Origin of the sequence: Devosia sp. (assembly GCF_039927955.1) — a bacterium.
Lineage (GTDB): Bacteria > Pseudomonadota > Alphaproteobacteria > Rhizobiales > Devosiaceae > Devosia.
This window is the reverse complement of record NZ_JBDSUA010000005.1, coordinates 111,503-133,365: the sequence shown is the minus strand read 5'-3', so window position 1 is coordinate 133,365 and position 21,863 is coordinate 111,503. Positions and strand designations below refer to the sequence as shown.

Sequence of the window (21,863 nt, the reverse complement as noted above, 5' to 3'; positions counted from 1 at the left end):
AGGCTGCATTGAAGGCAGGCTGGAGAAGGGCAAGAATTGCCCTGACGTTTGGTGCCGCCATGGCGGCGGCCAGCTTGCTATGCATTGCACCGGCTTTTGCCATTGATAACGGTCAGTTGTTCGCCACCAACGAGGCCGGTTACGGCCGCCTGATCCTGAGTTTTCCGGGTTACGACCACTTGCCCAAGTATTCGATGAGCACCGATAACGGCGTGCTGTCGATCGTGTTCGAGCAGCCGGTCAGTGTGCTGCTGCCCGATGTGGCGGTGACGGTTCCCGACTATCTCGCTGCAGCGCGCGTCGATGCCGACGGCAGGGGACTGCGGTTCGGCTTGCGTCGGACGCTCAGCTTCAATCGCACCGAGGCCGGCGAAAAGCTCTATATCGACATGATGCCGCCAAACTGGCAGGGCCCACCGCCGCCATTGCCGCAGGAGGTGATCGATCTGCTGGCGGCGCGTGCCAAGCAGGCGGCGATCGCCGCAGAGCAAAAGCGTCTGGCCGATGAAGTGGCGCGGCTGAAGCCGGTGGTCACTGTGCGGGTTGGCCGCAATCCCACCTTCATGCGCTTGCAGTTTGACTGGTCTGTCGACACCAAGGCCGAATTCTCGATGAACGAACAAACCGGCTCGATGGCGTTCGAATGGCCGGTGCCAGTGAATATGAGCGATTTGAAGCTGGATATGCCCGCCGAGATCACCGCCGTGACCAGCGACGCGACCAAGGACGGCAGCATTGTGCAACTGGTGTTTGCCAAGGGCGTGACACCGCGGTTCTATCAGGACACGCCGCGCACCTATACGCTCGATATTGATCTGGCCAAGCACGATCTGCCGGAAATCACGGTGGGTGAGCTCGATGAGAAGGCCAAGGGCGAACGCGACAAGGAAGCTGCTGCCAAGGCGGCTGCGACCGCTGCCGAGCATGAACGGCTGCGCTCCAACGTCAGCGCGCTCTATCCCGATATGTCTGCGGCCTCGGTTACGCCCTATGTGAGCATGATGGGATCGACGGTACGCGTGGTGTTTCCGTTCGAGCAGGATACGCCGGCAGCGGTGTTCCGGCGCGGCAATACGGTGTGGATGCTGTTCGACACCACCGCGGACATCATGCCGCCCAGGGACAAGGCGACGCTTGATCCGCTGGCCAGTGCATTTTCAGTGATCCCGTCGGGGGACACCCAGGTGGTGCAGATCGATCTGTCGCAGGACCGGCTGGCAACGCTGGGCTCGGAAGGGCGGGCGTGGGTGCTGTCGCTGGGGGACATCCTGTTGACGCCGACCGAGCCGATGGCCCTGAGCCGTCGCCGCGATGGCGAAGGCACGTTCCAGATGACCGCCGATATCGAGCGGCCAGCGCGGGTGCATGAATTTATCGACCCGACGGTGGGCGATACGCTCGAAGTGGTGACCGCGTACCCGCCGGCGCGCGGCGTGCTGCGCAATCTTGAATATGTAGATTTTTCGGCGCTGCGCAGTGTGCATGGCCTGGTGGTCAAGCCGATGCATGATGGCGTGGATGTTGCCATCGAAGGCAAGCTGGCGGTGATCACTTCGCCAGGCGGGTTGACGGTTTCGCCGTCCGACCAGCCCCGCAGCAGTGGCACCAATTCAAATGAAGCCAGCCGCGCCAGCTTTGTTGACCTGAAGACGCTGCAGCAGGACGACCCGGGGATGATGAGCGACCATCAGGAGCAATTGCTCGATGTGGCGGCGGACGGGGAGGGGCGCGCCCGGGACAAGGCGCGGCTCGATCTGGCGCAATATATGGTGGCCAACGGCTATTCCTACGAAGCGCTTGGGTTGCTCAAGGTGCTTGAGGGCGATCTCAAGGCCGAGGACCTGACGCGCAAGATCCTGGTGACCAAGGCGATTGCCAATACGGTGACCAACAGGTCCAAGGAAGCTCTGTCGATCCTCAACGCGCCCAATTTCAGCAGTGAGGCCGATGCCCTGCTATGGCGCACCATTGCGCGGGCCGACAGCGATGATTTCAGCGGGGCCAAGCAGGATGCGCTGGCGGCCGAGGCGGTGCAGGACTCTTATCCGCTGTGGGTGCGATTGCGGTTCCAGTTCGCGGCGATCCGGGCGGCGGTGGAAACCGGCGATATTGCCATGGCCGAGCGGTTGCTCGACAAGGTCAGCTTTGCCGAACTCGATGTCGAGCAGGCGAGCATGTTCCATCTGCTCTCCGGACGGGTCGCCGAGTTGAAAGGGGAAACCGCCGAAGCCATCGATACCTATGGCCAGGTGATTTCGGCCGATATCCGCCCGACCCGGGCCGAGGCGATCTACCGGACATTGCTGCTGCTCGACAAGGCGGGCAATCTCGATCTGGCCAAGGCGACGGCAACGCTTTCGGCGGAGTCGATGCTGTGGCGCGGTAATCCGCTGGAAGCGGCGATGCAGAAGATGCTGTCGGAATTCTATTTTCGCGAAGGCGCTTACCGGCAGGGCTTCGAAACGGTGAAGCAGGCCGTTGCCACCTATCCGGAAAGCCCGCCGACCAACGCCTTGCGCGACGACGCGCAGAAGGTATTTGCCGACCTTTACCTGAACGGGCGGGCAGATTCGCTGGGGCCGGTGGATGCGCTGAGCCTGTTCTACGATTTCCGCGAACTGACCCCGCCCGGCGCGCGTGGCGACGAAATGATCCGCAATCTGGCGCGGCGGCTGGTGAAGGTCGATCTGCTGTCGCAGGCGTCGGAGTTGCTGCAATACCAGTTGAGCAACCGCCTCAAGGGCGTGGCCCAATCGCAGGTGGCAACCGATCTGGCGGTGATTTACCTGGCCGACCGGAAGCCCAGGGATGCGCTGACGGTGCTGAACCAGACGCGCGTGCCCGATATTTCACCGACCCTGACGCGGCAACGCCGGGTGCTGGAAGCACGCGCGCTGCTCGATGGCGGGCGGGACGAGCTGGCGCTGGACCTGCTCAAGGATATGGATGGGCGCGATGTCGATCTGCTGCGGATCGACGCACACTGGAAGGCCAAGCGCTATTCACTGGCCGGCGGGTTGATCGAGGCGATGTATGGCGATGCCAATGCGAACCAGCCGATGTCGCAGCTGGCGCGGATGAACCTGATCAAGGCCGCCGTAGGCTATGTGCTGGTGGGCGACAAGCTGGCACTGGCGCGGCTGCGGGCCAAGTTCGGCGACGCGATGGTCACTTCGCCGGAATGGCCGATGTTTGATTTCGTGACCAGCGTCATTGTCGTGGATAGCCTGGAATTCAAGAAGGTGGCGGCAGCGGTATCGGGGCTGGATAGCCTCAATGCGTTCCTGACCTCGTATCGCGACACCTATGGGGACGGTGGGGCACTGGCGCCGTTGACCGCCGCCAAGCCGGACCAGGCTTTGGCCAGCAAGTAAGCTAGATCTTTTCACGTTTGCGCTGCGCCACCCAAAAACGCAGTGTCATACCGGCGAAGGCCGGTACCCATCTTGAGATTTCAGGATGGGCCCCGGCCTGCGCCGGGGTGACATCGAAGTTGGGGATGTTTCAGTTACAGCTGGAAAGGCACTATCCCGAGACGAAACTTCGCACCAGCGATCCGGCGACCAGATACCAGCCATCGACCAGCACGAAAAAGATCAGCTTGAACGGCAGTGAAATCACCACTGGCGGCAGCATCATCATACCCATCGACATCAGTACCGACGCCACCACCATGTCGATGACGACGAAGGGCAGGAACAGCAGGAAGCCGATTTCAAAGGCGCGGCGCAGTTCCGAGATCATGAACGCCGGGACCAGCAATTGCAGTGGGATCTTGGTCAGGTCCTCGGGCGGCTTGGTTTCGGTGAGGTCGAAAAACAGTGACAGGTCCTTCTCGCGGACGTTGGCGAGCATGAATTTGTGGATCGGGGCGCTGCCCAGCTCGAACGCCTCGGTGATCTCGATATCCCCAGCCATCAACGGCTGGATGCCTAGATCATAGGTCTGCTGCAGGGTGGGGCCCATGATGAACAGGGTCAGGAAGAAGGCCAGCGACACCATCACCGAGTTGGGCGGCGCGCTTTGCAGGCCGATGGCGGTGCGCAGCAGGGACAGCACCACCACGATACGGGTGAAGCTGGTGACCATCACCAGAATGGACGGCGCCAGCGCCAGTACGGTGATCAGTCCAATGAGCTGAACGGCGCGCTGGGTCAGCGTGGCATCGTCGCCGAAATTGATCGACAGGTCCTGCGCGAAGGCAATGCCGGGCGCCAAAGTGAAGCCGACCAGCAGCGCCAGCCCGCTCCATGAGATCAGGCGGAAACGTTTAGTTGCGGTCGGAGGACTGGCCGTTGCTGTCGTCACCGCCGCTGGATTCGCCACGCTCTGCATGCTCGCCCTGGTCGTCATATTCGTTAACGATCTCTTTAACTGAGTCGGGAGCGGGGCTTGTCGTATTTTCACCGGGGAGCGAGGCCGGTTCCATCTGGCTGACCGGGCGCATCAGGCCGGTGTGGCGCAGCGAATTGGTGCGGCGGCCAGTGGTGGGCTTGCCCAGATCGCGCAGGCGCTTGAGCGCCGTGACCGAATTGGCAGCGCGCGGCGGCATTGGGGCGGGTTCGGCGGCAGGAGCGGGTGGTTCGATCGGGGTCGGGGGCGTGACGACGGTGACCGGCACGATCGGTGGGGTAACCACTGGCTTGATCGGCGGACGTGGCACCGGCCTGGCCACGACCGGAACGGAGGGAACCGGGCGACGCGAGGTGGCGGCCGGGACTTCCTCAACCGGGATGCCGGTTTCAACGACAAGGTCCTGCGGGCCACCGGTGAGGATCAAGTGTTCGACATTGTCGCGGCGGATGATGACCAGTTGGCGCTTGGGATCGATCACCAGCGTGTCGACCACCGCCAGCCGCCGGTTGCGACCGCGCCCGATATTGTTGGACGCCTTGAACAGCATCTTGAAGACCCAGAGCGCCAGGACGATCAGCACGATCACAACGCCGAGGGCGAAAACCGAGGTCAGGATGGAATTGCCGGATCCGCCGAACAGGCTGGTGATGAACTGCAAAACTGATGCTCCGAATCGAAATGCCGCCGTCTATCGGCACATATTGCCTATTTAGCCCGTCAATTGTGCGATTTGCGAGGCAAATGCTGGGTTATCGGGTCGCGGTTAACACTTGATTAACCATGCCTCGGCAACAATTGCCTATCGACGCGACGAGTCCGGCAAGGAGACGCCAGATCATGGGCCTGATGGATTTGCCGATCTTTTCGGCCCTGACCGACAAGATGCGCTGGCATCAGGAGCGTCAAGGCCTGTTGGCCGAAAATGTCGCCAATGCGGAGACGCCGGGATATCGCGGCCGCGACCTGGCGCAATACAAGTTTTCCGACGGGATCGGTGGCGGCTCGCATGCATCGCTGACCGTGGTGGCGACGCAGCCGATGCATATCTCGGTGGGCGGCGATTCCAGCGGCCCGTTCAGCGCCCAGCAGATGCACAGCTTTGAAGTGACGCCGGAAGGCAATGCGGTATCGCTGGAAGACGAGATGATGAAGGTCACCACCAATATGACCGACTATCAGGCGGCAACCTCGATGTACGAGAAATCCATGAAAATCCTGCGCACCGCCATGGGGCGGTCGTCTTGAACTGAACGGAGACGGGAGCAATGGGCGACTTCAATACTTCATTGGGCATTGCCGCAACCGGGCTGCATGCGCAGACCGCGCGCATGCGGGTGATCGCGGAAAATATCGCCAATGCGGACTCCGCCGGCAAGACGCCCGGCGAGGACCCATACCGGCGTCGCATTCCAACGTTCAAAACCGAGTTTGACGCCCAGTTGGGTGGCAATGTCGTGGAAGTGGGGAAGCTCGCCTACGACATGTCGGACTTCACCACCCGCTATGAGCCCGGCCATCCGGCAGCCAATGCGCAGGGCTATGTGAAGTATCCCAATATCAATCCGCTAATCGAGCAGACCGACATGCGCGAGGCCCAGCGGACCTATGAGGCGAACCTGAACGTGGTTTCGATCACCCGCCAGATGTTGAGCCGCACCCTGGATATTCTGCGCGGCTAAGGCGTTCGCGTTTCACCAACGATAGAGAATCACTGCCATGGCCATCCCGTTGAGCGCTGCGACAAGTGCCTATGCCAACGCCTCCAAGCTGATTACGCAGTCCGCCAAGCCGAACATGAATCTGACCGCCGATTCTGGCCAAGGCAATGATTTTGCTAAGATGTTGGCCCAGCAGGTGCAGGGCGTGGTCGATACCGGCAAGAAGTCCGATGCGATGGCGCTTGATATGGTCAATGGAAAGGCGAATGTCGTGGACATGGTCACGGCGCTCTCCAAGACCGAAATGGCGATCGAGAGCATGGTGACGGTGCGTGACCGGGTGATTTCCGCCTACGAGGAAATCATGAAGATGCCGATCTGACAGAAGGCGACGAGACGATGAACGGCGCTCAGGTTCTTGATATTGCCACCGACAGCATCTGGGTGCTGCTGATTGTCTCCATGCCGATGATGCTGGTGGGGCTGGTGGTTGGCGTGATCGTGGCGCTGTTCCAGGCCCTGACGCAGATTCAGGAACAGACCTTGATTTTCGTGCCGAAGATTTTGGCGATCTTCGTGACCATGCTGATCACGCTGCCGTTTCTGGGCGCGACCATGTCGGCCTATATGTCCCGCATCGTCGACATGATCATCGTCGGCGGCTGAGTTGACCGTAAGCCTCAACTGGCTGCCGGAGACGGCCTTTATCTACATCCTGCTGTTTTGCCGGATTGGATCGATCCTGATGCTGATGCCGGCATTGGGTGAACAGATGATCCCGGCGCGGATGCGCCTGACCTTTGCGCTGGCGTTCACGCTGGTGCTGTTTCCATTACTGTCCAGGACCATGCCGGTGCTGCCGACCGAATTTTCGGCGACGGTGGCGCTGATTTTCCACGAAGTGGCGATCGGGCTGATGCTGGGTGCGATTACCCGGATCACGGTGATGGCGACGCAGGTAGCGGGCGCCGTGGTGGCGTTTCAGGCTGGCCTCAGCGCTGCGCAGGTGGCCGACCCCACGCAGAACGGGGTGCAGGGGGCGGTGATCGGCACGTTTTTGTCGTTTGTCGGCGTGACGCTGATTTTTGCCACCGACCTGCATCACGTGGCGCTGGCGGGCATTTACGACAGCTATATGGTGTTTCTGCCCACCGATCCGCTGATGTTCGAGGATGCCTCGCAACTGGCGATCAAGACGGTGGCGCATGCCTTTACCATCGGTATCCAGATGTCGGCGCCGTTCCTCGTGTTCGGCCTGGTGTTCAACCTGGGCGCCGGCATCCTGTCACGGCTGATGCCGGCATTGCAGGTGTATTTCCTGCTGATGCCGGCCAATATCATTGTCGGGCTGCTGCTGTTCGGGCTGCTGCTGAGCATGATGATGGGCTGGTACCTCTCTTCGTATGAAGAGCATCTGGCCATGTTGCGGGGGCTCTGATGTCTGACGAAGCCGCCGAGGAATCCAGCAAAACCGAAGACCCCTCCCAGAAAAAACTGGAAGACGCGCGCAAGAAGGGCGACGTGGTCAAAAGCCAGGAAGTGACCACCTGGTTCATGCTGGCGGGCATGACGGCGATCTTCGGGATGATGGCGGGACCATCGAGTTCCGAACTGGCCAAAACCCTGAAGAACATTTTTGCCAATGCCGACCAGGTGGAAATCGGCGGACCGGCATTCTGGAGCTTTTTCAACGGTTTGGCGCTGCAACTGGTGGGGGTGATCACCATCCCGCTGCTGGTGATGTCGTTCTGCGCCATCGTTTCCAATCTGGTGCAGCATCGACCGCTGTTTTCGGCGGAACCGATTACCCCGAAATTTTCCAAGATTTCGCCGTTCGCCGGGGCCAAGCGGCTGTTTTCCAGCGAAGCGCTGGTCAACTTCATCAAGGGACTGGCCAAGCTGGGCATTGTCGGCGCCGTGGTGGCGATGACGATGTGGCCGATGCAGGACCAGCTTTCGACCATGATGACGGCCGACCCCAGTGCGATCCTGATGGCTTTTCAGAGCCTGGGGATGAAAATCCTGATCTCGGTGCTCTGCGTGGTCACGGTGATCGCGCTGGCCGACTTCATCTATATGCGCCAGAAATGGTGGAAGCGGCAGATGATGACGCTGCAGGAGACCAAGGACGAATACAAGCAGATGGAAGGCGACCCCAAGGTCAAGGGGCGTATCCGCCAGTTGCGCATGGAGCGCAGCCGGCAGCGGATGATGGCGGCGGTGCCGCAGGCGACCGTGATCATCACCAACCCGACCCACTTTGCCGTGGCGCTGAAATACGACAAGACCATGAGCGCGCCGCTCTGCGTGGCCAAGGGCGCCGATGCGATCGCCTTGCGCATCCGCGAGGTGGCCAAGGAACATGATGTGCCGATTGTGGAAAACCCGCCGCTGGCGCGCGCACTTTATGCCACAGTCGAAATCGACAAGACCATTCCGAACGAGCATTTCAAGGCCGTTGCGCAGGTTATCGGCTTCGTGATGCGGCTGCGCGATAAGCGTGGCTGGAACGCCGGGAATTCGGTAAACTAACCATTAACTCTCCCAAGGCCCCGGGCCATTTGGTAGAGCTTAAAGGGTTGCCTGATTCGACCTTCTTGATCCGTCCCCGGAGCTTTCTCATCCATGGCTAGCACGCAGCTCGGCGAGGACTCTTACCCCGAACCTCTGGTGGCACGCGGGCGCAGCAATTCCGGGCTGTGGCGCGTCGCGGCCCTGGGCGTGGTGATGGTGGCGGTCGCCACAGTGTTTGCGCTGTTCGGCGACCGGATTCCGTCCGATCTGGTGATGACCTTTGTCGGCGTGCTGGCGGTGATCGGGGTGTTCTGCCTGTTCGGGCTGGCCGCCGGGTTGTTCAAGTTCGCCAGCGGCGAGGAGAAGCGCACCGTGTCGCGCGCCGTGGTCGACAGCCTGCCCTACGGGGCAGTGGTGTCGGATCGCGATGGCAAGATTTCATACGTGAACGCGCATTACGGCAATTTCTCCGGCGGGATTTCCAACGGCGTGCCGGTAGGCGTGCCGCGGCTGTTTGCCGGGCAATCGGAGGCCAGCGAAGCGCTGTACCGCCTGGCGCGGGCCTCCAAGGACGGCCGTAGCGCGGTCGAGGACATTCGGCTGATCGGCGGGCTGGGCGGGTCGCAGACCGATAGCAGCAAGCCGTTCTGGTACCGGGTCGCGGTGCGGCCGCTGCCGGAAATCGACGAGGTCAAGAAGCCTCAGGTGGTCTGGTCGGTCGAGGACATCACCCGCGACCGCGACAATAACGAGAGCGCCTTCCGCGACTTGCAGCGGGCAATTGATTATCTAGATCATGCGCCCGCCGGCTTCTTCTCCGCCGATGCGCAGGGGCGCATTCAGTATCTCAATTCGACGCTGACCGATTGGCTGGGCTATGATCTGGCCGAGTTCAATTCCGGGCAGTTGCGGCTGACTGACATTGTGCGCGGCGATGGCGCCAGCCTGTTGATGCGCGGGCGCGGCGATGGCGAGATCGGCACCGAAATCATCGATATCGACTTTGTGCGCCGCAACGGCACGGCATTTCCGGTGCGCCTGCTGCATCGGGCGGCCCGGCTGGCCGAGGGTGAACTGGGCGAGACGCGAACGCTGGTGCTGGACCAGACCAGTGCGCCGGATTCCGAAGAAGAGTTGCGCGCCGCCGAAGTGCGGTTTTCGCGCTTCTTCAATGATACGCCCTTTGCCATCGCCACGCTCGACGCGGCCGGTCGGATCGTGCGCACCAACGCCCCGTTCGGGCGGATTTTCAAATGGTCGGGCGAACAGAAGAGCCTGGAACTGCAGCCGCTGGCCGAGCTGATCGGCGAGGGCAGCCGTGAAAAGTTTGCCGCCGCGATTGCCGAAGCAGGCGCGCATCGTTCGCCCGAGCCCGTGGACGCGCTGCTGACGGCGGAAGGCGATCATGCCGTGCGGCTGTATCTGTCCGGCTCGGAGATGAGCGCCGGCTCGCCGGAGCAGGTCAATGTTTATGCGCTGGATATGACCGACCAGCGCAAGCTCGAGGCGCAGTTTGCGCAGAGCCAGAAAATGCAGGCGGTGGGCCAGTTGGCTGGCGGGGTGGCACACGATTTCAACAATCTGCTGACCGCAATTATCGGCTTCTCGGACCTGCTGCTGCTCAAGCACAAGCCGGGTGACCCGTCGTTCTCGGAACTGATGCAGATCAAACAGAACGCCAATCGCGCAGCGGGCCTGACCCGGCAATTGCTGGCGTTCTCGCGCCGGCAGACGCTGCGGCCGCAGACGCTGGAACTGCCGCTGATCGTGGATGACCTGACCGTGCTGCTCAAGCGCATGATCGGGGAGAAGATCAGCCTCGCCGTTGAACACGGCCGCAATATCTGGCCGGTGCGTGCCGACGTGGTGCAACTGGAGCAGGTGATCATCAATCTGGTGGTCAATGCGCGCGATGCGATGCCGGAGGGCGGATCGATCACCTTGCGAACCGGCAATGTGACCGAGTCCGAAACCAGCCAGCTCAATTTCGAGGGCATGGTTGCAGCCGACTATGTACTGATCGAAGTGCAGGACACCGGCACCGGCATGTCAGCCGAGGTTTTGGCCAAGATTTTCGAGCCTTTCTTCACCACCAAGGAATTGGGCAAGGGCACGGGCCTTGGGCTGTCGACGGTTTACGGCATCGTCAAGCAGACCGAAGGCTTCATCTATCCCGTCTCGGTGGTGGGGGTCGGTACGACCTTCAAGATTTTCCTGCCGCGCTACATTCCCCTGGCCAACGAAGCCGTGGCCAAGGGGCCGGTGGCGGCGCCGGTGCGCGATCTGACCGGGCATGAGCGCATCCTGTTGGTGGAAGACGAAGAAAGCGTGCGCAATTTCTCGGCGCGGGCGCTGCGCACCACCGGCTACGAAGTATTCGAGGCCGATGGCGGCGACGAGGCGCTGGAAATTCTGGAAGAGCTGGAGTTCAAGATCGACCTAATGATCTCGGACGTGTTGATGCCGGAAATGGACGGGCCGACGCTGCTCAAGCATGTGCGCGAAGTGATGCCGACGCTCAAGGTGATCTTTGTGTCCGGCTTTGCCGAGGACAGCGTGCGGCGCGATATCGAAGACGACCAGAGCGTGGAATTCCTGTCCAAGCCCTATTCGCTCGACCAGATCAATTCCAAGGTCAAGGAAGTGCTGCAATCGGCGCTGCGCGGCACCACGGAGTGAACGCGTTGGGACCAATGGACCCCGATGGGGCGCTCAACGTTTTGGGCGAGCCGCTGGCCGCGTGTTCAACCAGTCCGCTGACCGGGTTCTATCGTAACGGCTTCTGCTCGGCTGGACCGGAAGATGCCGGTCGGCATCTGGTGTGCTGCGAGATGACCGACGATTTCCTGGCGTTTTCCAAGGCGCGCGGCAATGATCTGAGCACGGCGCGACCCGAATATGCGTTTCCGGGGCTGGTGGCTGGCGATCGCTGGTGCCTGGTGGCAGAGCGCTGGGCCGAGGCGCTGGAAGCCGGGCAGGCACCGCGCGTGGCGCTGCTGAGCACGCATCAGGCAGTGCTGGGACGGATCAGCCTGGCGGATTTGAAGCGGCATGCGCTGGATTTGAGCTGAGCGGCGGGGTGCGCCAAACCTCTCATTGGGGCAGCGGCGTGCCTTGGGCGACCAATCCACGATCAACCAGGGCCGTCCAGAATTCATTGGGGATCGGCGTGTTCCACCACGCCACGACGCCATCAAGCTCGGACACGGACTTCGGGCCGGTCAGCACGCTGCACACTGCCGGATGGGTCAGCGGGAATTGCAGGGCGGCCGCGCCGATGGGAACGTTGAATTCCTTGCAGATCGCTTCGAGTTCGGCGACCCTGCTGATGATGTGATCCGGCGCCTTGCCATAGTTCCAGGTGCCGCTGCCCATCAGCGCGCCGCCGTTGAACGGGGCAGCCGCTACGACCGAGGTTTTGCGGGCGAGGCACTTTTCGAGGAACGGCGACAGCGAGGTCTGTTCGAGCAGGGTGTAGCGACCGGCGAGCAGGAACACGTCCCAATCGCCCAGGTCCAGCGCGTCCATCAGGACTTCCCATTCGTTGACGCCAAAGCCGATTGCGGAGACGACGCCGCTATCGCGAAGCTCGCGCAGCGCCTTGTAGCCGCCGGTTTCAAGCTGCTTCCACAGCGGCTTGTTGCCCTCGACGCCATGGGTCATCACGCCGATATCATGGACATAGAGGATGTCGATGCGGTTGACGCCCATGCGCTGCAGGCTGTCTTCAAACGAGCGCATCACCGCGTCGTAGGTGTATTCGTAGTGCTGATCGAAGGGCAGGGGATTGGCCCAATTGTGCGGCAAGGTGCGCACATCATTGAAGGCGGGCTTGAGCAGGCGACCGACCTTGGTCGCGAGCACTACCTCATCGCGGCGCTCGCGGACCACGTCGCCCACCATGTGCTCGGAGCGGCCATAGCCATATTGGGGGGCGGTATCGACGTAATTGATGCCCAGATCCAAGGCATGGCTGACGGTGTTGCGTGCGTCTTCAGGCGCGACAGCCTTGAAGTTTCCGGCAATGGTGGCGGCGCCGAAGCCGAGTTCGGTGATCTTGAGGGCGGTCTGGCCGACGCTGCGTTTGTTGAATTTGTGCTGGCTCATGATGTTCCTCCGACCGTTACTTCTAACTGACATGTTAGCCTGCGGCGGTAAAGAACACTTGTGTTTTATCGGTAAAGAAAAGGGGCGCCGCAGTGGGCGCCCCTTGAATGTGATTCCGATTGTCCGGCTAATCGGCTGATATCAGTAGATATTGCCGACGATGACGGGGTTTTCGGTTTCGAGCTTGATCGGGTTGCGCAGCGCGGCACCGAACTGGGCTTCCTGGATTTCAAAGATGTCGCCGGCCTGGGTCTGGATGCCATCGGCAAAGCTCAAAGTGGCGGTACCGAACATATGGACGTGGACGTCGCCCGGGGTGCGGAACAGATCATATTTGAAGTGGTGATATTCCAGATTGGCGATGGTGTGGCTCATATTGTCCTCGCCGGAGAGGAACGGCTTTTCCCAGATCACCTTGCCATCGCGCAGGATCTTGGAGGTGCCTTCGACATGGGCGGGCAGGTCGCCGACGCGGATTTCCGGGCCGAACGAGCAGGCGCGCAGCTTGGAGTGAGCCAGATAGAGGTAATTGACGCGCTCGGTGACGTGATCGGAAAATTCATTGGCAATGGCAAAGCCCAGGCGGCGCGGCTGGCCGTTCTGGTCGATGATATAGATGCCGGCGATTTCGGGCTCTTCACCAGCATCGCGGGCGAAGGACGGCGAGGGGATCGGGTGGCCGGGGGCGACGACGGTGTAGCCGTTGCCCTTGTAGAACCATTCCGGCTGGACGCCCCTGGCGCCGCCCTTGGGCTTGCCGCCTTCGAGGCCCATGCGGAACATTTTCATGGTGTCGGTGAGGCCAACTTCGGTGGTGGCCGAATTGGCGGTGTGCATGGCATCGCGGGTGGCGGCGGAGCCCAGATGGGTCAGGCCAGTGCCGGTGACATAGAGGTGCGCCGGATCGGGATGATCGATCGGCGACAGCATGCGGCCTTCGGCGAGGATTTTTTCGCGATCAACAGTGGCGCCGAGGCCCTTTTCGGCAATCAATGCGCCAAGGCCGATATTGCGCTGGAAGGCGGTCAGGGCGAGGTCATAAACGCTGGCGGCGTCATTGACCTGGCGGGCTGTGCCGCCTTCGACGCTGCCGACGGCGCGCTGACCATTGGAATCGATAAATTGAATAAGGTTCATGGCGCTGCTCCTGCCCGCTTGGTTCGGGCGCATAAAACGCAACATGCCAGTCGGCGGCAAGCACAAACTGCGCAAAAGCCCATGAGACATAGGGCGGATTGCCCTTGGCCGCGCAGATTCGGCGTTATGACTTAGGCCGCCTTGTTCGCGATGATAAAGATTCGCCTCGTATCCAATTTGTCCGCGAAATGCGCTTGACAGAACGGAAACAAAATGAGAACAAACAGGGGACATTAACGGCACAGCTTGCTGCGGTTGCACTGCGTTGCAGGAACCCCCAGGGCGTGGAATAAGGAGAGACAACGATGGCTAGCTCACCGCTTCGCGTTATCGACGGGGGATCAATGGACAAGGAAAAGGCGCTCGCGGCTGCACTCAGCCAGATCGAGCGCAGCTTCGGCAAGGGTTCGATCATGCGGCTGGGGGAAGCGGCGTCGATCGAGGTCGAATCGATCTCGACCGGCTCGCTCGGGCTGGATATTGCGCTGGGCATTGGCGGCCTGCCAAAGGGCCGTATCGTCGAGATTTTCGGGCCGGAAAGCTCGGGCAAGACCACGCTGGCGCTGCATGTGATTGCCGAAGCGCAGCGCAATGGCGGCATTTGCGCCTTTGTCGACGCCGAACATGCGCTGGACCCGGTCTATGCCCGCAAGCTGGGCGTCAATGTCGATGATCTGCTGATCTCGCAGCCGGACGCCGGCGAACAGGCGCTTGAAATCACCGATACGCTGGTGCGTTCCGGTGCCGTCGACGTGCTGGTGATCGATTCGGTGGCGGCATTGACGCCGCGGGCCGAGCTGGAAGGCGAAATGGGCGACAGCCTGCCGGGCCTGCAGGCCCGTCTGATGAGCCAGGCAATGCGCAAGCTGACAGCGTCGATCTCCAAATCCAAGTGCATGGTCATTTTCATCAACCAGATCCGCATGAAGATCGGCGTGATGTTCGGCTCGCCCGAAACCACCACGGGCGGCAATGCGCTCAAGTTCTATGCGTCGGTGCGCCTCGATATTCGTCGTATCGGTGCGATCAAGGATCGCGAAGAAGTGGTCGGCAACCAGACCCGCGTCAAAGTGGTCAAGAACAAGTTGGCGCCGCCGTTCCGCCAGGTTGAATTCGACATCATGTATGGCGAGGGCATTTCCAAGGTCGGCGAACTGATCGACCTTGGGGTCAAGAGCGGCATCGTCGAAAAATCCGGCGCCTGGTTCTCCTATGACAGCCAGCGCCTCGGGCAGGGGCGTGACAATTCCAAGCAGTTCCTCAAGGACAATCCGGCGATTGCCGCCACCATCGAGCAGGGTGTGCGCGAAAGTGCGGGTCTGCTGAGCGATGTGCTGATCACCGCCGGCTCCGATAGCGAGGTCGACGACGCGGAGTAAACGCCTGATTTTGAGGCAGTTTTTGAGGGCGTCGGGTAACCGGCGCCCTTTTTGTCTGGAATTGTGGCAGTTGCAGGCGCTGACCAGCCCGCAATGCTGGACAGAGACGCAAGCCCCGCGATAGAAAGCCAGCACCATTCAATGGGCGTTCCCGGAAGCTTTCGGAGCGCCATTCCCGCGACGAAAGCCTTGTGATGACGAGCGTAAACGATATCCGGTCGAGCTTTATCGATTACTTCACCCGCGCTGGCCATGAGCCTGTCGCGTCGAGCTCGCTGGTGCCGCGCAACGATCCGACGTTGATGTTTACCAATTCGGGCATGGTGCAGTTCAAGAACGTGTTCACCGGGGTGGAAAAGCGCCCCTATTCGACGGCGACGACGGCGCAGAAATGCGTGCGCGCTGGCGGCAAGCATAACGATCTGGACAATGTGGGCTTTACCGCGCGCCACCATACCTTCTTTGAAATGCTGGGGAATTTTTCCTTCGGCAATTATTTCAAGGAGCAAGCGATCGAGCTGGCCTGGGGACTGTTGACCAGGGAATGGGGCCTCGGCAAGAACCGGCTGACCGTCACCGTCTATCAGGACGATGATGAGGCCCATGCTTTGTGGAAGAAGGTGACCGGCATTGGCGATGACCGCATCGTGCGGCTCGGGGCCAAGTCGAACTTCTGGCAGATGGGCGATACTGGTCCGTGCGGGCCGTGTTCGGAAATCTTTTACGACCATGGCGATCATATCTGGGGCGGCCCGCCGGGTTCGCCCGAGGAAGACGGCGACCGGTTCGTCGAAATCTGGAACCTGGTGTTCATGCAGTATGAGCAGGCGCCGGGTGGCGCACGCTCGGCTTTGCCGCGGCCGTCGATCGATACCGGCATGGGGCTGGAGCGCGTCGCGGCAGTGCTGCAGGGCGTGCACGACAATTACGATATCGATCTGTTCAAGGCCCTGCTGGCGGCGACCGCACAGTTCACCGGTAGCGAACTCAATGGTGCGGGCAAGCAGAGCCAGCGGGTGATCGCCGATCATCTGCGCTCGATGAGCTTCCTGATTGCCGAAGGCGTACTGCCGTCCAATGAAGGCCGCGGCTATGTGCTGCGCCGCATCATGCGCCGGGCGATGCGCCATGCGACCCTATTGGGTGCAACCGAGCCGGTGATCCACAAGATGGTGCCGACGCTGGTGCGCGAAATGGGCCAGGCCTATCCCGAGTTGGTGCATGGCGAAGCCATGATTGCCGAGACGGTGAAGCTGGAAGAGGGCCGGTTCATCAAGACGCTCGGTCGCGGGCTGCAGATTCTGGCCGATGAAACCAGCACGCTGGGCGATGGTGATACGCTGGCCGGTGGCACCGCGTTCAAGCTTTTCGATACCTATGGCTTCCCGCTCGACCTGACGGAAGACGCGCTGCGGGCGCGCGGTATTGCGGTGGATCATGCCGGGTTCGATGCGGCCATGGCGCAGCAGAAGGCTGAGGCGCGCAAGAGCTGGTCGGGTTCGGGCGATGCCGGCACTGACCGCGTCTGGTTCACGCTGGCCGACAGCGTCGGGCCGACCGAGTTTCTGGGTTATGAAACCGAGACCGCCGAAGGCGAAGTCAGTGCGCTGGTGAAAGCCGGCGAGCTGGTCGATGCGCTGGAGCAGGGCGACGAAGGTTTTGTCGTGCTCAACCAGACCCCGTTCTATGGCGAAAGCGGCGGGCAGGTTGGCGATACCGGCAAGCTGGTTGGCGACGGAATCGAGGCCGAGGTCACCGAAACACAGAAGAACCATGGCGTATTTGGCCATAAGGTCACCGTGACCAAGGGCCGGCTGACCAAGGGCACGGCGCTGGCATTGCACGTCAACCATGAGCGTCGCTCTTCAATCCGTGCCAACCATTCGGCGACGCATCTGCTGCATGAGGCGCTGCGCATTGTGCTGGGTGACCATGTCGCGCAAAAGGGCTCGCTGGTAACGCCGGACCGCTTGCGGTTCGACTTCGTCCATACCAAGCCGGTGAGCGATCAGGAACTGGTCGAGATCGAGGATATTGCCAATGCGATTATCCTGCAGAACACGCCGGTCGAAACCCGGTTGATGGGCGTCGAGGAAGCCAAGGAATCCGGCGCTCGGGCGCTGTTTGGCGAAAAGTATGGCGATGAAGTGCGCGTCGTGGCCATGGGCGAGCCGACCGGCAATAGCCTGGGCTGGTCGGTGGAATTGTGCGGCGGCACGCATGTGCGCCGGACCGGCGATATCGGGCTGGTTTCGGTGGTTGCCGAAAGCGCGGTCGGTTCGGGCGTGCGGCGTATCGAAGCCCTGACCGGCAAGGCGGCGCGCCATCGCGGCAATACCAATGTGGCGATTGTCGGCGCGGCTGCCGGCCTGCTGCGCAGTGGCAGCCACGAAGTCCTGGACCGCATTCAGGCGTTGCAGGACCAGATCAAGAAGTCCGAGCGGGCGCTGAGCGATGCCAAGCAGAAGCTGGCGATGGGCGGCGGGTCTGGCGGGCAGGCGGCCAGCGAAGCCGAAACGATCAACGGCGTGACCTTTGTGGGCCGGTCGATCGATGGTTTGCAGCCCAAGGATCTGCGCGGTCTGGTTGACCAGACCAAGAGCCAGATCGGCTCCGGCGTGGTGGCGATCATCGGCATTTCCGAAGATGGCAAGGCCGGGCTGGCTGTTGGCGTCACTGCCGATCTGGTGGGCAGGATTTCGGCCGTGGATCTGGTGAAGGCCGGTTCGGCGGCACTGGGCGGGCAGGGCGGCGGCGGCCGGCCGGATATGGCTCAGGCCGGTGGGCCGGATGGGACGAAGTCGGTTGAGGCACTGGCTGCCATTCGAGCGCTGCTCTAGCTTTCCGGCTGACCGGTTTGGCCCGTCGCCCTTGAGGCGGGCCAATTTAGCCTGGATCAGGTGCGGCTGCGGTGGTCTGCGATCACTGCGGCGATGACATCGAGCGGCGGGTTTTCGTCGGGATGAACGACCTGGTCGTTGGCGAGCTGAAAAGCCGCCTTCCACAAGGCCCACGCCCCAGCGCGCGCCCATGTCGGCTCGTCCACCGGCACGGCCGTACGGAACAGCGCACGGCTTTGACCCTCAAGAAACACCCAAGCCAGCACCAGATCGCAGGAAGGATCGCCCACCGCGGCGCCACCGAAGTCGATGACTGCCGAGAGACGGCCATCGCTGGTGAGCAAATTGCCTACGGCGATATCGCCATGCACCCAGACCGGGTTTGGTTGTCTCGATTGTGCTGCGTTCTCGAGCACGGCATAGGCGCCCTCCACATCGATGCGATCACCCAATGTGTCGATGTAGCGCCGCGCCTCGGCACCGTAGGCGTCGACCGGGTGGCCGCCGCGTAAGAAATTGTGTTCGCCGGCCGGCGGGCCATCGGTCGCGTCGATCAGCTGCAACGCGCCAAGGAACCCGGCGACATCGCCAGCCAAAGCCAGCTTGTCGATGCTGCGGCTAACGGGTTCGCCATCGATCCAACGATAGACCGACCACGGCCAGGGGAAGTCCGCCGTCGGCTTGCCGGTGGCCAACGGGACGGGGACCGGGATTGGCAGCTGTGGCGCCAGAAGCGGGAGCCAGTGAGCTTCCTTGGCAGTCTGCTCGTTGTACCACTCGGCGGACGGTAACCGCACCTTCATGTGGTCGCCCAGATGGAAGGTCCAATTGTCCCAGCCATCCTGGGCGACGGGACGAACGAGCAGGCCCGCCCATTGCGGAAACTGCTCAGCCACAAGCTGCCGTACCAAAGGCACATCGACGGGAAACTTGCCGGCTTTAAGCTTGGTTTCGCGATCTGGCATATGCGGACCTTTTGTCTTCAGGCCAGCTTGCGGACATCGGGGCGAATGTCGATGACCAGTCGGCAACACTATGCCTAAAACTACTGGCCCAACCGGTAGGAAAATACCCTGGCTTTCCAGCGGGTGCGAGTTTCTTCGTTGATGACGTTGGTCATGCCGGCAACGACGACGATGAGCAGGCCGACCACGGCGATCTGGTCGGGGAACTCGTGGTAAAACATGGCGCCGAACAGGATGGCCCAGATCAGCTGGCTATATTGCAGCGGAGCGACAACGCTGGCCGGGGTGACACGGGTGGCGGCGATGATCAGCACCTGGCCAGTGCCGCCGGTGGCCCCGACCAGCAGGAACATCAGCATCTGATGGGCTGTGGGCATGGTGAAATCGGGCAGCATCAGCGCGCCGTTGAATAGCAGCGAATAGATCGCCGACATGCCGATAATGCTGATGCGCTGTTCGACCGGAGCGATATGGCGCAGGATAATCGCCGCCAGGGCGCTGGAAACCGCCGCGCCCATCATCATGACGTGCCCGAGTTCGAGCGCGCGGAAGCCGGGCCGGATCACCAGCAGGACCCCGGCAAAGCCGACTGCGAGCATCAGCCAGCGCAGCGGGGTCATGTGTTCGCGCAGGAAGAACACCGATAAAATGGTGGTCAGGATCGGTGCGGCAAAGGCAATGGCATAAACTTCAGTCAGCGGAATATGGGTGAAGGCGTACATGACGCAGGCCGTGCTGCCGATGGCGCACAGGCAGCGGAGCTGCAGCAGCCAGGGATGGCGCATGCGGAACATGAAGCGCCACTGCTCACCGCGATTGGACAGCACGGCCGGCGCCATGGAAAAGATGGTGGTGAAGAAGGCCATTTCGAAGACGGAAACGCTTGGCCCAATGGCCTTGATCAGGGCGTCGCCGACGCAAAACACGGCATAGGCGCCCAACGCAAAAATGACGCCGATCGGCATCTGACTATCCAGAAATATAGGGGTGGGGGACTCAGGCAATAATATTAGCAGCATAGCGCCAACCGCGTGGTGCGTCGATGTCCGTTTGCCCGCAGAAGCGGAATTGCCGGTGGATGTGATCTGCAATGAATGGCGCAAGTGGGGTCTTGCAGACGTCGTATCAATGCAATGTAAGTTACTGGGTGAACATTGCATTCATCCTGGCTTCAGCCGAAACGTGATGTGACTGGCGCGCCGTGATGCAGTCTTTAAAAGACCTGCGGATTTTGGAGGGCATATCGATGGGACTTATACGAAATCTGATCTTAGGCGGCGTCGCGGCAGTGGCCATGGCGATGCCCGTAATTGCAGCCGAAAAGGCGATCATCATCCTGGACGCGTCGGGATCGATGTGGGCGCAGGTGGATGGCAAGGCGCGCATCACCATTGCGCGCGAGACCCTGGCCACCGTGCTCAAAGGTGTGCCGGACGATCTGGAACTCGGCTTCATGGCCTATGGCCATCGCGAGAAGGGCAATTGCGACGACATCGAAATGATGGTGGAGCCGGCTGCCGGCACTGCGGCAGCCATTCTGAAGGCGGCCGACGGCATCACGCCCAAGGGCAAGACGCCGCTGTCCGCCGCCGTGCGGATGGCTGCTGACGATTTGAAGTTCACTGAGGAGAAGGCCACGGTGATCCTGATCACCGACGGGCTGGAAACCTGCAATGTCGATCCATGCGCCCTGGGCAACGATCTGGAGAGCCAGGGCGTTGATTTTACCGTCGACGTGGTCGGATTTGGTCTGACGGAAGAAGAGGGAAAGCAGGTTGCCTGCCTCGCCGACAATACCGGCGGCCAGTATTTCTCGGCGCAGGACGGAGATTCGCTGGTCAAGGCACTGGCGCAGACTGTGGCTGAGACGGCGAAGCCTGCGCCGGCACCAGAGCCCAAGCCAGCACCGGTAGAGGACGAGTTCAACCTGATCCCCACGGCAACCCTGTCTGAAGGTGGCCCAGATATCGTCGACGACAAGGTCGATCTGGTCTGGGAAATCTACAAGGCCAAGGCTGATGGCACCCAAGGCGAATACGTCACCACCAGCTATGGCTCGACCTATAAGGTCAACCTCGATCCAGGCGAGTACCTGATCTCGGCGGGCGAGGGTTCGGCCAAGGCCACCATGCCGGTGACGATCAAGGCCGGCAAGGTTTCCAAGCCGCATTTTGTCATCAATGGCGCCATCCTGAAGGTGCATCCGCGCCCCAGCGAGGGGGCCGATGTGGACAAGGACGCAACGGTTACCATCGCTTGGCCCAATGACGAGACGACGTTCTACGGCGAGATCACCACCGTGGTGCCCGCTGGCGAGGTGACGCTCAACGTCTCTATCGGCGCCGCCAAAGTGAGTGAGACGTTCACGGCCACGGCAGGCGACACGATCGACAAGGACGTCATCGTCGGCTCGGGCATTGGCAGCTTCCAGTCGGAATATGTTGAGGGCCAGGCGGTCGATGACGACATCTTCCTCGAAGTGTTCGAGGCCAAGAAGGCGCTGGACGGCAGCCGCAAATCGGTGACCAACGGCTATGGCGGCAACCAGACCTTTGATCTGCCGCAGGGTGACTATGTGGTCGACTACACCCTCGACGGAACCAAGGGCGAAGTGCCGTTCTCGATCAAGACCGGCGAACGCACCGATGTGACGCTGGTGCTGGATGCTGGCGTGGTGGCCTTTACGACGCCAGGCGATGATTACATCGAAGTTCTTGGCGCCAAGAAGGACATCAAGGGCAACCGCGAGTCGTTCGACTACGGTTATGGCCCTGCCTTCGAGACCACGCTGAAGGCCGGCGACTATGTGATCAAGAGCCTGGACAAGGAAACGCCGCTGACCGTTCCGGCCGGCGAGCGCACCGAGATCACGCTGAAGTAGGCTGATCGGCCAACAAATGTGGGGCG

Annotated in this window: 18 protein-coding genes; 12 read left to right on the top strand and 6 right to left on the bottom strand. The window is 61.5% G+C overall.

Features of this window, described 5'->3' with window-relative positions:
• Positions 1-59: 59 nt before the first annotated feature.
• Entirely contained in the window at positions 60-3,374 is a 3,315-nt protein-coding gene (locus ABIT12_RS02575) for a hypothetical protein (RefSeq protein WP_348043029.1), read from the top strand.
• Between the two features lie 151 nt (positions 3,375-3,525).
• Here the strand turns inward: ABIT12_RS02575 and fliP are convergent, their stop codons facing one another.
• Both fliP and ABIT12_RS02565 read right to left on the bottom strand, forming a co-directional pair.
• On the bottom strand, positions 3,526-4,335 hold the full coding sequence (fliP, locus tag ABIT12_RS02570) for a flagellar type III secretion system pore protein FliP (protein ID WP_407065573.1): 810 nt from the start codon (positions 4,333-4,335) through the stop codon (positions 3,526-3,528).
• On the bottom strand, positions 4,271-5,014 hold the full coding sequence (locus ABIT12_RS02565; protein WP_348043027.1) for a flagellar biosynthetic protein FliO: 744 nt from the start codon (positions 5,012-5,014) through the stop codon (positions 4,271-4,273). Before ABIT12_RS02565 ends, fliP begins: the two co-directional genes overlap by 65 nt.
• A 179-nt stretch (positions 5,015-5,193) precedes the next feature.
• Here ABIT12_RS02565 and flgB point away from each other — a divergent pair, with 179 nt between their 5' ends.
• From flgB to ABIT12_RS02525, 8 genes are all read left to right on the top strand, one after another.
• Positions 5,194-5,601: a flagellar basal body rod protein FlgB gene (gene flgB / locus ABIT12_RS02560; RefSeq protein WP_348043025.1), complete on the top strand. Its 408-nt coding sequence runs from the start codon at positions 5,194-5,196 to the stop codon at positions 5,599-5,601.
• A 20-nt stretch (positions 5,602-5,621) separates the two neighbouring features.
• The gene (flgC, locus tag ABIT12_RS02555; protein ID WP_348043023.1) at positions 5,622-6,035 is read left to right on the top strand and encodes a flagellar basal body rod protein FlgC; all 414 of its coding nucleotides are present in this window, start codon (positions 5,622-5,624) and stop codon (positions 6,033-6,035) included.
• Between the two features lie 37 nt (positions 6,036-6,072).
• Positions 6,073-6,396, top strand: coding sequence for a flagellar hook-basal body complex protein FliE (gene fliE, locus ABIT12_RS02550; RefSeq protein WP_348043021.1), 324 nt, complete (start codon positions 6,073-6,075; stop codon positions 6,394-6,396).
• 17 nt (positions 6,397-6,413) lie between these two features.
• Positions 6,414-6,680: a flagellar biosynthesis protein FliQ gene (gene fliQ, locus ABIT12_RS02545; protein ID WP_348043019.1), complete on the top strand. Its 267-nt coding sequence runs from the start codon at positions 6,414-6,416 to the stop codon at positions 6,678-6,680.
• A gap of 1 nt (position 6,681) precedes the next feature.
• On the top strand, positions 6,682-7,452 hold the full coding sequence (gene fliR, locus ABIT12_RS02540) for a flagellar biosynthetic protein FliR (RefSeq protein ID WP_348043017.1): 771 nt from the start codon (positions 6,682-6,684) through the stop codon (positions 7,450-7,452).
• On the top strand, positions 7,452-8,546 hold the full coding sequence (gene flhB / locus ABIT12_RS02535; protein WP_348043015.1) for a flagellar biosynthesis protein FlhB: 1,095 nt from the start codon (positions 7,452-7,454) through the stop codon (positions 8,544-8,546). The genes fliR and flhB overlap by 1 nt, the downstream gene beginning before the upstream one ends.
• Before the next feature lie 93 nt (positions 8,547-8,639).
• Positions 8,640-11,207 (top strand): cell cycle histidine kinase CckA, encoded by a 2,568-nt coding sequence (cckA, locus tag ABIT12_RS02530; protein WP_348043013.1) that lies wholly within the window; start codon positions 8,640-8,642, stop codon positions 11,205-11,207.
• Positions 11,208-11,221: 14 nt separating this feature from the next.
• Positions 11,222-11,599, top strand: coding sequence for a DUF2237 domain-containing protein (locus ABIT12_RS02525; protein ID WP_348043283.1), 378 nt, complete (start codon positions 11,222-11,224; stop codon positions 11,597-11,599).
• A 22-nt stretch (positions 11,600-11,621) separates the two neighbouring features.
• On the opposite strand, the gene ABIT12_RS02520 is transcribed toward ABIT12_RS02525, so the two are convergent.
• Together ABIT12_RS02520 and araD1 are read right to left on the bottom strand one after the other, a co-directional pair.
• The gene (locus tag ABIT12_RS02520; protein ID WP_348043011.1) at positions 11,622-12,635 is read right to left on the bottom strand and encodes an aldo/keto reductase; all 1,014 of its coding nucleotides are present in this window, start codon (positions 12,633-12,635) and stop codon (positions 11,622-11,624) included.
• Between the two features lie 141 nt (positions 12,636-12,776).
• Positions 12,777-13,772 carry an AraD1 family protein gene (gene araD1 / locus ABIT12_RS02515; RefSeq protein ID WP_348043009.1) on the bottom strand — a complete coding sequence of 332 codons (996 nt, stop codon included), beginning with the start codon at positions 13,770-13,772 and terminating at the stop codon, positions 12,777-12,779.
• A gap of 305 nt (positions 13,773-14,077) precedes the next feature.
• Between araD1 and recA the strand changes: the two genes are divergently transcribed.
• Positions 14,078-15,151, top strand: a complete 1,074-nt coding sequence (gene recA, locus ABIT12_RS02510) for a recombinase RecA (RefSeq protein WP_348043007.1) — start codon at positions 14,078-14,080, stop codon at positions 15,149-15,151.
• A 194-nt stretch (positions 15,152-15,345) separates the two neighbouring features.
• Positions 15,346-17,991: an alanine--tRNA ligase gene (gene alaS / locus ABIT12_RS02505; RefSeq protein ID WP_348043005.1), complete on the top strand. Its 2,646-nt coding sequence runs from the start codon at positions 15,346-15,348 to the stop codon at positions 17,989-17,991.
• 56 nt (positions 17,992-18,047) lie between these two features.
• On the opposite strand, the gene ABIT12_RS02500 is transcribed toward alaS, so the two are convergent.
• Positions 18,048-18,956, bottom strand: coding sequence for an aminoglycoside phosphotransferase family protein (locus ABIT12_RS02500; protein ID WP_348043003.1), 909 nt, complete (start codon positions 18,954-18,956; stop codon positions 18,048-18,050).
• 80 nt (positions 18,957-19,036) lie between these two features.
• Positions 19,037-19,921, bottom strand: coding sequence for a DMT family transporter (locus tag ABIT12_RS02495; RefSeq protein WP_348043001.1), 885 nt, complete (start codon positions 19,919-19,921; stop codon positions 19,037-19,039).
• 329 nt (positions 19,922-20,250) lie between these two features.
• Between ABIT12_RS02495 and ABIT12_RS02490 the strand changes: the two genes are divergently transcribed.
• The gene (locus tag ABIT12_RS02490) at positions 20,251-21,837 is read left to right on the top strand and encodes a VWA domain-containing protein (RefSeq protein ID WP_348042999.1); all 1,587 of its coding nucleotides are present in this window, start codon (positions 20,251-20,253) and stop codon (positions 21,835-21,837) included.
• The last annotated feature ends 26 nt before the right edge of the window (positions 21,838-21,863 follow it).